Source organism: Acinetobacter sp. UBA3461 (genome assembly GCF_002381195.1).
Classification (GTDB): Bacteria; Pseudomonadota; Gammaproteobacteria; order Pseudomonadales; family Moraxellaceae; genus Acinetobacter; species Acinetobacter schindleri.
Genome location: NZ_DFRO01000046.1, coordinates 70,860 through 83,736 on the forward strand (window position 1 = coordinate 70,860; position 12,877 = coordinate 83,736).

Consider the following 12,877-nt stretch of genomic DNA (forward strand, 5'->3'; position numbering starts at 1 on the left):
ATTTGTGCGGTGGCATCAAGCGGCATGCTAAATTCTCAAATTAGGCGAATACAGATGGATCAAGCTGGTTCAGACGATCCAGATCCTGCTGGGTATCTACACCAGGGGGCAAACTCACTTCAGCAACAGAGATGGCAATACGGTGACCATTTTCCAGCACACGCAACTGTTCTAAAGATTCCAGCTTTTCCAGAACGCCCATTTCCCAAGTTACATATTCCTGAAGCAACTTCACCCGATAAGCATACAGCCCCAAATGGCGATAGGCTTGATCATGCAGTTTCTGCTCAGCTTGTTTTGCTCTATCACGGTCATAAGGAATCGTTGCACGGCTAAAATACAGCGCCTGATTGTGCTTTGATATCACCACTTTTACGATACTGTCACGCTGAAATTCTTCAAGCTGATGAATCGGCTCACAAAGTGTCGACATAGACGATTCTGGCTGATCGACCAGTAGCTGAGCCACCTGCTGAACCAGTTGCGCAGGTAATAACGGTTCATCGCCTTGGACATTAACGATAATATCATCACTTGCCCAACCTTTAATTTTTGCTACTTCACTTAGGCGGTCGGTTCCCGATGGATGATCAGGTGAAGTAATGACAACATCCACACCTTCAGCACGACATACTGCTGCAATATGTTCATCATCCGTCGCCACACATAGATCATCAAAACCTTCTACTTTACGCGCCTGATCAACCACACGCAGAATCATTGGACGACCATGAATCTCTAATAAAGGTTTACCCGGCAGACGTGAGCTGGCAAAGCGTGCAGGAATAACAATGTGTTTCATAATGAATAAACCTTAAGAAATAGAAATACCGTATTCACCAAGTTGTTGCTGCAAGGTCGCATAACAGGCCGGCGATAATATTGCCTCAACAGGCACCACCCAGATATCACGATTAAATTCCGGATTCTGTTTGAGTAAAGCCATAATCTTTACTGCATCTTTTTCAGTGGTAATGATCGGATAATTATCTTCAAACTGCAGATCTTCAATTTCATAGTCATGATGATCCGGAAACTCATGGCACTGGAATTGCTGAATACCCAAGCTCTCCAAGGTCTGATAGAAACGCTGTGGAAAACCAATCCCGACGACGGCATAAAAAGGTAAGTTCGGATCAAAAGTCTGCGACCCTGCCCGATTGAGTAAATACGGCTGTGAGGGAGCCAAATGCATATGCAAGTCAGATTGCGGATGAGCCGTATGCTCAATTACAGTACCGGTTTCTAGACGTTCAACCGGCTCACGTAAATAACCTTCAGGTAAAAGTTTCTGATTGCCCAAACCACGATTATTATCTAGTACGATCCACTCAATCTGACGATTCAAAGCCCAGTGCTGCAAACCATCATCACAAATAATCAAATCCAGATCATGTTTGGACAATAGCAGCTCTATACTCTGCTGACGATTAGGACCAACAGCCATCGGTACACCCGTCGACTGAACAATCAGTGCGGGTTCATCCCCCACACTTTCTGCGGTCGCCTGCGTATCGACATAGCAAGGAAATGGACCTTTACCTCCATAACCCCGGCTGATCACACCAACCCGGACATTTTGTTTTTCTAGATATTCAACCAAATGGATCAGTAATGGAGTTTTCCCACTCCCACCCACAGTGATATTACCAATCACCATCACAGGTACAGGTGCGGTATAACTTGCTTTAAAACCTTTATCATATAAGGCTTTATTTAAGCTAAATCCGATCTGGTACAGCCATGACAATGGCCGAAATACAATGAGCCATTTAGCCTGTGTATTCCAGGCATCCTGAATGACCTGTGCCAGTGACATACTTATTGTTCCTCGAAGTTGCGTTGATGCAACTGGTAATAAGCACCTTTGCGGTTGATCAATTCCTGATGGGTTCCCTGCTCCAGAATGCGACCTTGATCCATGACAACAATACTGTCGGCATTCTCAATCGTAGATAAACGGTGAGCAATAACGATAGTGGTACGATCCTGCATTGCCGCATCAAAAGCACGCTGAATGAAGTATTCAGATTCATTATCCAGCGCACTGGTTGCTTCATCCAGAATTAAAATTGGTGCATTTTTCAGAATAGCACGCGCAATCGCAATACGCTGGCGCTGACCGCCAGACAGATTCAGACCTTGTGCGCCCAGCTCAGTATCATAACCATTTGGCAAAGCCATAATAAAGTCATGGGCATAAGCAGCTTTAGCCGCGGCAATAATATCTTCTTCTGCAGCATCTTCCAGCTGACCATAAGCAATGTTTTCACGCACGGTACGGTTAAACAGCACCACCTGCTGGTTTACCATCGAGATCTGGGTACGCAGAGCATTCAGCTCAAAATCTTTAATGTCTTTGCCATCAAACAGGATTTGACCAGAGCTTGCTTCCTGATAGCGCATTAAAAGGTTCACCAATGAAGTTTTACCTGCACCTGAGCGACCTACTAATGCCACTGTTTGTCCAGCTTTTACATCAAGATTCAGATCGGTTAATGCCTGATACCCATCAGAATAAGTCAAATTCACATTTTTCAGCTGGATATTGCCTTTTAAAGTATCTTTAAAAGTACCTGCATTTTTTTCTTCCGGCATATCCAGTAATTCAAACACTGAATAAGCTGCCGCCATACCACGCTGAATTTTTTCATTGACTTCGGTGAGTGCCTTGATCGGTTTGGACAACATGCCTGCCACGGTAATATAAGCGACAAATTCACCAGCAGTCGTATCACGCAAGATTTCCGGGCGCAAAGCCAGAAACATGACAATACTCAACGCAATAGACATAATGAACTGTACGATCGGGCTATTGAGTTCTTTCACTACAACCATTTTCAAGCCACGACGCAAGTTCTCTAGAGAGTGTTTTCTAAAACGTTCCTGCTCGTACGTTTGACCACCAAAGGCTTTTACCACCATATTGGCATTTACAGATTCCTGTACCACATGGTTCACATCCCCCATGGTGTTCTGCACTTGCTTGGACAGCTTACGCATACGCTGTGCAGCTTTGCGAATAAGCAGACCAATGATCGGTGCAAAAATCAGAATAATTAACGTTAAACGCCAGTTTGTATAAAGCAGATAACCAATCAGCGCGATTGTGATTAAACCTTGCTGCACAATCACTTTAAGTGAATCACTTGAGGCAGCAGTCAGCTGCTCAACGTTATACATGATTTTAGCAGTAATATGACCACTGGTATTATCCAGAAAATATTGCGAAGGCAGACGCATCAGCTTGGCAAAGACTTCCTGACGAATATTAAAGACCAGATTTCGGGAAATGACTGCAGTAAAATAGCCACCCAAAAACAAACCTACACCGCGGAAAAAGATCAGCAAGACCACCAGAAACGGGAAGATCGTTGTAAAACCCTGATCACGAGTCTGAATCGCTTCAATAATATATTCCAGCAACTTGGCAACGGAGACTTCTGTTGCAGCATTGATGGCAAAACCCAGGATAACCAGTAAGGCCAATCCCCAAAATTGTTTTAAATAACTGAGAAGACGTAAATAGACTTTTAAATCTTGCTTCACTAATAACCTCGGGTAGGTACTTTCGTACTGATGTTGATGTTCACAAAGCCAAGTTGCCCTGCAACATCCATAACGCGAATCACATCCTGATGTGCTGCTTTTGCATCAGCAGCAATCACGAACATTAAATCACGTCGTTCGTTAGAAATCTGTTTAATTGCGGTATTTAAATCAGCCACTTCTTTGCTCGCCAGTGACTGCCCATTCACTGCATAGTGCCCATTTGCATCCACAGTGACTTCAACCTTTTGATCAAAGTTTTTCGGTGGAACTCCTTGCGCGTCTGGCAAGGTCAAATTCATACGGCTGAGTTGACTGAAAGTCGTAGAAAGCAATAGAAATACCAAGATAAATAACAGACAGTCAATCATCGGAGTGAGGTTGATATGAACATCTTCAACCTGATTGCGTTTGAATTTCATGACTCACCTCAGCTCGCCTTCTGAAGACTTTCATCCGCTTCTGAAGCATGCGAATAAAACAGGTCAGCATGAAATAAAGTCGCCTGCTGCTCCAGCTCGGCCACATATTCCTGTACCAGACGCTGGAAATAACGATGTGCAAATAAGGCAGGGATCGCGATCAGCATCCCGGCAGCTGTCGTAATTAACGCCTTGGAAATCCCCGGCATCATCAGCACTGGGTCGCTGGTAGTACCCACGTCAATCATAAGAAAAGATTCAATAATTCCGATCACTGTACCGAGCAAACCCAGCAAAGGTGCAACTGCACTTAAAGTTCCCAAAAAATTAATATTTCTTTCCAGATAACCAATTTCCTGCGAAGCAACGACTTCCATCTGGGCACGTGCATATTGCTCGGTCTGTTGCTGGCTGGCAGCACCTGCTGCAAAAACACGGCCTAATGTACTCCCTTGCAGGGATTTATCTACATTTAGTTTTTGCATCACCTGATTGGCATTTTGCCCGGGACCCATCAAAAGCGCTTTAGGTAATATCAGGCTCTTTTTCAGGCGAATAAATCGCTCTAACGAGATGGCCACCATGAAAATCGAACATAATACGAGGGGTAGCATCAGCCACCCACCTGCTTTTACCAATTCCCACATCTGATTTATCCCCAATCAAGAATCAAGTTTTATTCGTCATCCAGGATCGAAAGAATACCGTCTAGCTCTTCCAGTGAATGATAGCTAATGACCAGTTTGCCTTTGCCCTGCTTGTTATAATCAATTTTTACTTCTGCACTAAAACGTTCTGACAGACGTTGTGTCAGTTGTTGAATATCCGGCGCTACGACTGGCTTTGGTTTATCCTGTTTTGGGGTATTGAAATCACGCACTAATTGCTCAGTCTGGCGTACGGACAGGCTCTTCTCAATTACCATTTCAGCCACTTTCAGCTGGTCTTTGGCTTTCAAAGTCAGGATCGCACGCGCATGCCCCATATCAAGCAGCCCTTGCTGCATAAAGTCTTTGACCTCTTCAGCCAAGGTCAGCAAACGCAGTAAATTACTGACTGTCGTACGCGCCTTGCCTACTGTATCGGCAATCTCCTGATGGCTCAGACCAAATTCTTCATGGAAACGTTGCAGCGCCATCGCCTGATCAATTGGATTCAGATCCTGACGCTGGATATTTTCAATCAAAGCCAGCGCAATTGCCACCTGATCATTCAGATCACGTACAATCGCAGGAACTTCTGTAAGGCCTGCCAATTGTGCTGCACGCCAGCGACGCTCACCCGCAATAATTTCATAAGGATGGCGTTCATCATCTACCGGGCGGATGACGATCGGCTGCATGATGCCATGCTTCTCAATTGAAGCAGCCAGTTCCTGCAAATCCTGTTCATTGATATAGCGACGTGGCTGATATTCACCACGTTTCAGCAGATTCACATCAATCTGTTTCAGCTGGCCATGATCCAGACCTTGTGCTTCAAGTTGTAATTTTTCTTTTTGAATTGACCCCAGTAATGCATCCAAACCACGACCTTTGGCGAGTCCACGTTTCTTCACGGTCATGCTTTACTTCCTTTTTTCACTTTGCTTTTCTTTAACATTTCAGCCGCCAGATTGAGGTAAGCAACTGCACCCTTGGAACTTTTTTCAAAATAAATCACTGGCAAACCATGTGCTGGTGCTTCAGCCAGACGGATATTACGTGGAATTACGGTGTCGTAAAGTTTCTTGCCAAAATATTGTTGTAATTCTTCAGAGACATCACGTGTCAGTGCATTACGCGCATCATACATGGTACGTAATACACCCACGATTTGTAGATCAGGATTTAAAGCCTGCTGAATCCGGTCAATGGTCTGAGTCAAATCAGCCAATCCTTCTAATGCATAATACTCACATTGCATTGGAATAATCACGCCATCGACGGCAGCCAAGGCATTTACGGTAATCAAGCTTAAACTTGGTGCACAATCTACAATAATATAATCAAATGATTTTTCAATTTCCTGCAGGGCATCACGCAGAATAAATTCACGGCCTTCCTGTTCGGCAATTGCCAGCTCTACACCAGCCAGATCACGGTTGGCGCCTAATACTTTATATCCAACTTCCGCCTTAGTAATTGCCGTTTCAATCGGCACTTCACCAAGCAACACATCTGTTACTGAATAAAGTAAGTCATTTTTCTGAATTCCCGAGCCCATCGTAGCATTACCTTGTGAATCCATATCCACAAGCAGCACACGTTTTTTTAATACTGCGAGAGATGCCGCCAAATTTACTGCGGTTGTGGTTTTGCCAACGCCACCCTTCTGGTTTGCAATCGCAATAATTTGTGCCATGTTGACCCCAATTCCTTTGAAAATCTTAAATACGTTTTAATAAAAGTAAATGACGTTGTTCGTCTAAGCGCGGAACTTTTAGTTCAATAATCTCACAACTGAATTCATCTTTTAAAACACTAACTTCATCTTGTGGAATCAGACCTTTCATGGACGCAATAATACTTTGCTCATGCATATAAGGTTTCGATGCGTCTACAAAATCGGTCAATGATGCAAAGGCACGACTGGTAATCACATCAAACTGACCGAGTTCATTAATACTGTCTTCATTTTCAACGCGTGTTTGCACCGCAATCACATTTTTTAGCTTCAGGTCAGCAATAAACTGCTTCAGGAAACGGATTTTCTTGCCATTTGAATCTAATAGTACGCAGTTACGTTCCGGCTGACATAATGCAATGATCATGCCCGGCATCCCGCCGCCGGTACCAATATCGAGCAGTCGGCCAGGTGGCAGATCCTTTAAAATGCTTAAGCTGTCTAGCAGATGCTTGACCAGCATTTCTTTCGGGTCACGAATGGCAGTCAGATTGTATGCCTTATTCCACAGCACCAAAGCGTCCTGGTACTTGAGTAATAAATTTAAAGTTTCATCACTCAATGCTAAACCTAAAGCCTGGCTACCCTGCTTTAATTCCTGAAAAAACGTATGCATAAACAATTAACGCTCGAAAAAATTAGAAGAAAGTATACCGCTTTCTCTATATTGGCACAGTAGGGAGTGCTTAGTGAATATTCACTTAAGCATATTTCCCTTCACGAATTTCAGCATCCAGTGCAGCTAAACGCTCTGGCGTCCCTACATCAACCCAATTACCCGTCAGCTTTGATGCGGCAACCTGATTTGCCAGCATCACCTCTTTGAGTAATGGCGCCAGTGGACGCTTACCTGCTTCCAGACCTACAAACATTTTTGGATCAATCAAAGAGACACCACTAAAGGTCAGATTTTCACCCTGAACATTCTGGTCAAAGGTATAAGCTTTACCTTCAGCCAGGCTAAAATCACCTTGTGGGTGCTGAGGTGGATTTTGCACCAACACCAGATGTGCCAGGTTTTCACCCAGCTCCACTGTCAATAATGGCGCAAAATCCATGGTGGTCCAGACATCACCATTCACCAGAATAAAAGGCTGATCCCCTAATAAAGGCAAAGCGTTGATAATACCACCAGCAGTTTCCAGCCCCTCACCTTCATGTGACCATAAAATCTTGACACCAAACTGCGAACCATCATCCAAAGCTTCCACAAGCTTTTCACCGAGCCATGCAGTATTGATGACAATTTCATTGACACCGATCGCCGCCAGCTTTTCGATATGCCAGACGATCAGAGGCTTGTCACCTACTTCTAAGAGTGGCTTTGGTGTATGCAGCGTTAAAGGGCGCATGCGATTACCTAGGCCTGCAGCCAGAATCATCGCTTTCATTTATGCAGCCACCTCATATGAACCATATTTTTCTTCAAAAGCTAGCAATACGCGCTCATTGATAAATTGCATAAACGGCTGCAATTCTGCATAAGGTTTACTTTCTTCCAGCAGATACCACATCACACGCGGCAAATCTTTCAAATATCCCGATTTACCATCACGTTCAAACAGGCGCACAAAAATACCTAAAATCTTGATATGACGTTGAATGGCCATCATGTCGGCATCTTTCTTGAACTGTCCAAAATCACGACCCTCTTTGGCAGAAGCCGGCAATAAATTGTAGAAAGTTTCAAACCAGCGATAGACACGGTCAGCATTCCACTGTACATAGGCATCGCGGGTAATCGAGATCAGGTCATAAGTATCCGCACCAATGACTGCATCCTGAAAATCGATCACGCCCAGATCTGTTTCACCTGCAATCTGCATCAGGTTACGGCTATGGAAATCACGGTGCACAATCACTTGAGGTTGAGCTAATGCTGCATTCGCCAGAATGGCAAAGGTGCGCTTAATCAGCGTACTTTCTGCTGCGGTCGGAATGACTTTTAAAGCGGGCAACATCCAGTCAGTTAACAATTCCATTTCCGAGATCAGTTTCTCATAAGAATACTCAGGGAAATGACCTTGGCCTTGAATAGACTGTAACTGAACTAACTGTTTAAAACTCTGCTCATAATAAGCATCGACAGTGTCGTTATTGAGCAGATCAGACAGCATTACATTGCCGAAATCTTCGAGCAGTAATAGACCATTTTCCAGATCCTTCGCCACAATGTGCGGCACGCGAACACCATTCGCATCAAAAAATTCATCTATCGTCACAAAAGGCACACAATCTTCTTTTTCTGGTGGTGCATCCATTAGCATAAATGTTTTATTATTCAGTTTGATTCGTGCATAACGACGAAAACTGGCATCGCCTGCTAAAAAATGAGTTTCAAATTGATCTGAACCGAGTACAGAAGCAATCCAAGATTGTATCAATTGTTCGCGTTGAGTATTCATTTGCAATAAATTCTAGTACAGGCTGAGTTTTTAAAGTGCTAAGTGTAGCTACTTATCAACTTTTTCTCTATGATGCGACAATAATTAATTGCGATAAAAGCATGATTGGTTAATGAGACAAATGAAGCATCAGTTTAAATATAATCCTTTAGCGACTGCGATCTTAACTTTGTTATGTGGTAGCTCAATTTCAAGCTATGCTGCAGAAAATGACTCATCCAATAGCAACAATCAGCAGCTTAAACAAAGCTTACAGGAAACCTATCCTGGTGAAGCATTTTTCTCTCAATATTATGTTGACAAATCCACGCCTGAAGCACAACAACGACAGGGACAGTATTTAAGTTCTGCCTATTGTCAAGGCACCTGGATTACTCCGGTTTCACCTGAAGTTGAAGCAGTTGCTCCAGATCAAGCGACTTCTACCGTTACTGCTGACTATGGCCACTATAATCCGAATGGCGATTCTTACTTAGAAGGCAATGTCATCATTGATCAGCAAGGTCGTCAGATTCGTGCAGATCAAGTGACCATTGACCAGACCCAGACCTACGCAAAAGCTCAAGGTCGAGTACAGCTGGCACAAGCAGGTCTGCTCTCACAAAGTGATGACATTAATTACAACCTAAAAACCCAACAAGGCGACTTAAATAACAGCTTTTATATTGCAGAAGAACAACATGCGCATGGACGTGCAGAAAAGATCGCCAGAACCTCCACTGAAACAGTTGAACTGGAAAATGCGACCTATACTACTTGCCCACCTGAACAGAAGCCAACCTGGAAAATTCAGGCAGATCGTATCAAGTTAAATCAGGAAACTGGGCGTGGTGAAACTCGTAATACCAAAATATACGTTAAAGATGTGCCTGTTCTTGCAGTACCTTATTTTAACTTCCCGATTGATGATCGTCGCACCACCGGGATTCTGACCCCTAGTTTTGGTTTTACCAATGATGGTGGCTTAGAACTGGGCGTTCCAGTATATTTAAATCTAGCACCAAATTATGATGCTACCATTACACCACGTTATATCGCTGACCGTGGTGCAATGCTGGATGGTCAGTTCCGTTATTTAACCGAGAACTTTGGCTATGGTCAAATCTGGGGGGGCATTTTACCTTCAGATCGTAGCTATGATGATCAAGACCGTAAAGACCTGCATTTCCGTCATGACTGGCAGATTAACGAGCAGTTCTCAACCAATCTTGAATATAACTATGCATCAGATAAAGATTTCTTCTCAGATCTCAATAATAACCCAAATTCTAAAACTGATCTGAATTTACGTCGTGCTTGGGAAATTAACTATAAAAATGGTATTCCAGGCTTGAAAGCACAGTTAAAAGTAGAAGATTTCCAGACCCTAGACCCAGAAGTTGCAGATGAAGACCGTCCTTATGCGCGTTTGCCACAATTCCTAGTCAACTATAAAACGGGCAACCCGCTCGGTTGGCAATTCGAAGCCAATCACGATACTGCCTATTTCAAAAAAGATGTTAATAATATAAATCCAGCTACAGGCAGTTACGAACCGAGTGGTACACGTATCTATAACGATCTAGCAGTTCGCTATAATCATCGAACACCTGGTTTATTCCTGCTTCCTCAATTGTCCTTGCGCAACATTAATACCTTCTATGACAAGGACACGATTGATCTTTTAGACCAGAACCAAACTAATTCTTCAAGTGAAGATAAATCTATTGTAGTGCCAGAATTCACTCTCGATGCTGGTTTGATTTTTGAAAAAGAAGGACGCTATTTACAGACACTAACACCTCGTCTGTTTTATGCTTACGCACCTTACGAGAATCAAGAAGATCAGCCAAATTTTGACTCAGTGAATGCTTCGATCAGCTATGATCAGCTATTCAGCCCACGTCGTTTCTATGGTCATGACCGTTTAGAAGACAATAACTTTGCATCCGTAGGCTTAAGCTACAGCCTGTTCAATGATGTTGGTTTAGAACGCCTGCGTGCCAGTATAGGCCAAAGTTTCTTCTTCGAAGACCGTCGCGTGACTTTAGAACGGGATATTGATGAATATGACCGTGAAACGCATACTGGTCCTGTAATTCAACTATCCAGCCAGCTTTCCAATAATTTCCATGTCAACTTTAACTCAGCATGGATGTCGAATGGTCAGAATGCACAGCGCGATGTGCAAGCCTATTACACTGGTGAACAAGGTAATCTCTACAATGTAGGCTATTTCTATCGCAAAGAAATTACTGACCGTCAAAAAAGCTATGATCAGGTGGTTGGTTCATTCATTCAGCCTGTTTTCAATAACTGGCGTCTGATTGGTCATGCTCAATACGATCTGGAAAACAACGTTGCACGTGAATATTTACTTGGCGTGAACTATGAGTCATGCTGTTGGGGTGTTTCCGTCTATGGCCGCTCATATTACAATGATCTGGATGACATCAATGAAGCTGGTGTTAAACCAAAACGCATGATCATGGCAGAACTCAGCCTGAGAGGCCTGGGTGGATTCAACAATAAATTGGCATCACTACTGGAAAACCGTATTCTGGGCTTTAATAATATCAATCAGACTTGGACAGAACGTTAATGAAGACAAAACAGTTAAAACATTTTTTTAAAGCAACCACACTTGCGCTATGCCTTTCTGCAGCAATACCTACTTTTGCTGTTGCACAGACCAAGGATGAAGTTGTAGCTGTTGTCGACAATAGCGTGATTCTTCGCAGTGACCTAGATCAAAGCATTGCAGAGATTTCTCATCAACTCGAAAAGCAAAAGAAGCCTGCGCCGTCACAACAAATCCTGCAACAACAAGCTTTGGAACAACTGATTTTGCGTCAGGCTCAACTTGAACAGGTAAAGCGTTATAATGTTCGTCCTGATGAAAAAGCGCTTAATGATGCAGTATTAAAAGTTGCACGCGACTCTGGTTCTTCCAGCCTGGAAGCTTTCCAGCAAAAGCTGGATTCAATTGCACCAAATACTTATGCTGCTCTACGTAACCGTATCGCAGAAGACCTTGCGATTAACCGTTTACGTCAACAGATTGTGACTTCCCGTATCAAAATCAGCGATCAGGATGTGGAAAACTTCCTGAAAACCCCGCAAGGTCAGGCATTACTCGGTAGTCAGGTTCATGTACAACATGTCCGTGTTTCTGGTGACAATACAGCTCAAGTTGCAGCAGAGGTAAAGAAAGAGTTAGAAAGCTCTACCGACCTGAAAGCAATTGAGAAGAAATACTCCAAAAATGGTGTCAAAGTTGAAGCTGCTGACATGGGCTTCCGTAATATTTCAGATATTCCAGATGAGCTCGCATCACGTGTAACCAGCCTTCAGCCTGGTCAAACCTCTGAACTGATTGAAGCCCGCGATGGTGCTCACATTCTTAAGCTGATTGATCGTAAAGCGGGTGAAAAGCGTGCACTCGTACAACAATATCAGACGCGTCATATTCTGATTCAGCCTTCGGAAGTAGTGAGTCCTGAAAATGCCAAACAGATGATTGACAGTCTGTATACCCGCCTAAAAAATGGTGAAGACTTTGCCGTACTGGCGGCTACCTTCTCCAATGATCCTGGTTCAGCACGTGACAGTGGTAGTCTAGGCTGGGTGAATCCAGGTGTGATGGTCCCAGAATTTGAAGAACGTATGAAAAAAACACCTGTGGGCCAAATCAGTGAACCGTTCCAGTCTCAGTTTGGCTGGCATATTCTACAGGTGACAGATACGCGCCAACAGGATATGACTTCAGAATACCAGGAACGTATGGCACGTCAGCTTTTAGGCGAACGTCAGTTTGATACAGAACTGGATAGCTGGTTACGTGAGACCCGCAGTAATGCCTTTGTTGAGATTAAAGATCCACAACTGGACCGTAAAAAGAATTAATATTCAGCATCTTTAAAAAAACCGGCTTTTGGCCGGTTTTTTATTATCTATATAAGACTATTACCATAAAAAAACCTCTCATTTCTGAGAGGTTTTTTAGATTCTTAAATCAGATTAACGGTTGTTTTCGTCATCTTGAGAATCTTCGAATTTTGCATCGTCACTAAAGCCAGCACCTTGACCACCGAAGCCGCCTTGACCACCGAAGCCGCCTTGACCACCGAAGCCGCC

General features: G+C 43.5%; 12 protein-coding genes. 2 read left to right on the plus strand and 10 right to left on the minus strand.

The window, feature by feature from the left end:
• Positions 1 to 40: 40 nt before the first annotated feature.
• The 10 genes from kdsB to B3D47_RS13805 form a co-directional block, all read right to left on the minus strand.
• Positions 41 to 802: a 3-deoxy-manno-octulosonate cytidylyltransferase gene (gene kdsB, locus B3D47_RS13760; RefSeq protein ID WP_180185086.1), complete on the minus strand. Its 762-nt coding sequence runs from the start codon at positions 800 to 802 to the stop codon at positions 41 to 43.
• Between the two features lie 12 nt (positions 803 to 814).
• On the minus strand, positions 815 to 1,819 hold the full coding sequence (gene lpxK / locus B3D47_RS13765) for a tetraacyldisaccharide 4'-kinase (protein WP_180185085.1): 1,005 nt from the start codon (positions 1,817 to 1,819) through the stop codon (positions 815 to 817).
• A 2-nt stretch (positions 1,820 to 1,821) separates the two neighbouring features.
• Entirely contained in the window at positions 1,822 to 3,549 is a 1,728-nt protein-coding gene (gene msbA / locus B3D47_RS13770; protein ID WP_163165715.1) for a lipid A export permease/ATP-binding protein MsbA, read from the minus strand.
• Positions 3,549 to 3,971 (minus strand): ExbD/TolR family protein, encoded by a 423-nt coding sequence (locus tag B3D47_RS13775; RefSeq protein ID WP_004815566.1) that lies wholly within the window; start codon positions 3,969 to 3,971, stop codon positions 3,549 to 3,551. The genes msbA and B3D47_RS13775 overlap by 1 nt, the downstream gene beginning before the upstream one ends.
• A gap of 8 nt (positions 3,972 to 3,979) precedes the next feature.
• Entirely contained in the window at positions 3,980 to 4,618 is a 639-nt protein-coding gene (locus tag B3D47_RS13780) for a MotA/TolQ/ExbB proton channel family protein (protein ID WP_005222540.1), read from the minus strand.
• 29 nt (positions 4,619 to 4,647) lie between these two features.
• Entirely contained in the window at positions 4,648 to 5,535 is an 888-nt protein-coding gene (locus tag B3D47_RS13785; RefSeq protein ID WP_004815563.1) for a ParB/RepB/Spo0J family partition protein, read from the minus strand.
• Positions 5,532 to 6,314, minus strand: coding sequence for a ParA family protein (locus B3D47_RS13790; protein WP_004815561.1), 783 nt, complete (start codon positions 6,312 to 6,314; stop codon positions 5,532 to 5,534). Before B3D47_RS13790 ends, B3D47_RS13785 begins: the two co-directional genes overlap by 4 nt.
• Positions 6,315 to 6,339: 25 nt before the next feature.
• On the minus strand, positions 6,340 to 6,972 hold the full coding sequence (gene rsmG, locus B3D47_RS13795; protein WP_180185084.1) for a 16S rRNA (guanine(527)-N(7))-methyltransferase RsmG: 633 nt from the start codon (positions 6,970 to 6,972) through the stop codon (positions 6,340 to 6,342).
• Between the two features lie 85 nt (positions 6,973 to 7,057).
• Positions 7,058 to 7,747: an N-acetylmuramate alpha-1-phosphate uridylyltransferase MurU gene (gene murU / locus B3D47_RS13800; protein WP_286862533.1), complete on the minus strand. Its 690-nt coding sequence runs from the start codon at positions 7,745 to 7,747 to the stop codon at positions 7,058 to 7,060.
• Entirely contained in the window at positions 7,748 to 8,761 is a 1,014-nt protein-coding gene (locus B3D47_RS13805) for an aminoglycoside phosphotransferase family protein (RefSeq protein WP_286862535.1), read from the minus strand.
• A 121-nt stretch (positions 8,762 to 8,882) separates the two neighbouring features.
• Between B3D47_RS13805 and B3D47_RS13810 the strand changes: the two genes are divergently transcribed.
• Positions 8,883 to 11,342 carry an LPS-assembly protein LptD gene (locus tag B3D47_RS13810; protein ID WP_248603653.1) on the plus strand — a complete coding sequence of 820 codons (2,460 nt, stop codon included), beginning with the start codon at positions 8,883 to 8,885 and terminating at the stop codon, positions 11,340 to 11,342.
• Positions 11,342 to 12,646, plus strand: coding sequence for a peptidylprolyl isomerase (locus tag B3D47_RS13815; RefSeq protein WP_004892764.1), 1,305 nt, complete (start codon positions 11,342 to 11,344; stop codon positions 12,644 to 12,646). The genes B3D47_RS13810 and B3D47_RS13815 overlap by 1 nt, the downstream gene beginning before the upstream one ends.
• The last annotated feature ends 231 nt before the right edge of the window (positions 12,647 to 12,877 follow it).

Excerpts from the sequence above, each read along its gene's own strand:
- kdsB (WP_180185086.1), bottom strand. The coding sequence starts at position 802 with ATGAAACACATTGTTATTCCTGCACGCTTTGCCAGCTCACGTCTGCCG.
- lpxK (WP_180185085.1), bottom strand. The coding sequence starts at position 1,819 with ATGTCACTGGCACAGGTCATTCAGGATGCCTGGAATACACAGGCTAAA.
- B3D47_RS13775 (WP_004815566.1), bottom strand. The coding sequence starts at position 3,971 with ATGAAATTCAAACGCAATCAGGTTGAAGATGTTCATATCAACCTCACT.
- B3D47_RS13780 (WP_005222540.1), bottom strand. The coding sequence starts at position 4,618 with ATGTGGGAATTGGTAAAAGCAGGTGGGTGGCTGATGCTACCCCTCGTA.
- B3D47_RS13785 (WP_004815563.1), bottom strand. The coding sequence starts at position 5,535 with ATGACCGTGAAGAAACGTGGACTCGCCAAAGGTCGTGGTTTGGATGCA.
- B3D47_RS13790 (WP_004815561.1), bottom strand. The coding sequence starts at position 6,314 with ATGGCACAAATTATTGCGATTGCAAACCAGAAGGGTGGCGTTGGCAAA.
- rsmG (WP_180185084.1), bottom strand. The coding sequence starts at position 6,972 with ATGCATACGTTTTTTCAGGAATTAAAGCAGGGTAGCCAGGCTTTAGGT.
- murU (WP_286862533.1), bottom strand. The coding sequence starts at position 7,747 with ATGAAAGCGATGATTCTGGCTGCAGGCCTAGGTAATCGCATGCGCCCT.
- B3D47_RS13805 (WP_286862535.1), bottom strand. The coding sequence starts at position 8,761 with ATGAATACTCAACGCGAACAATTGATACAATCTTGGATTGCTTCTGTA.
- B3D47_RS13810 (WP_248603653.1), top strand. The coding sequence starts at position 8,883 with ATGAAGCATCAGTTTAAATATAATCCTTTAGCGACTGCGATCTTAACT.
- B3D47_RS13815 (WP_004892764.1), top strand. The coding sequence starts at position 11,342 with ATGAAGACAAAACAGTTAAAACATTTTTTTAAAGCAACCACACTTGCG.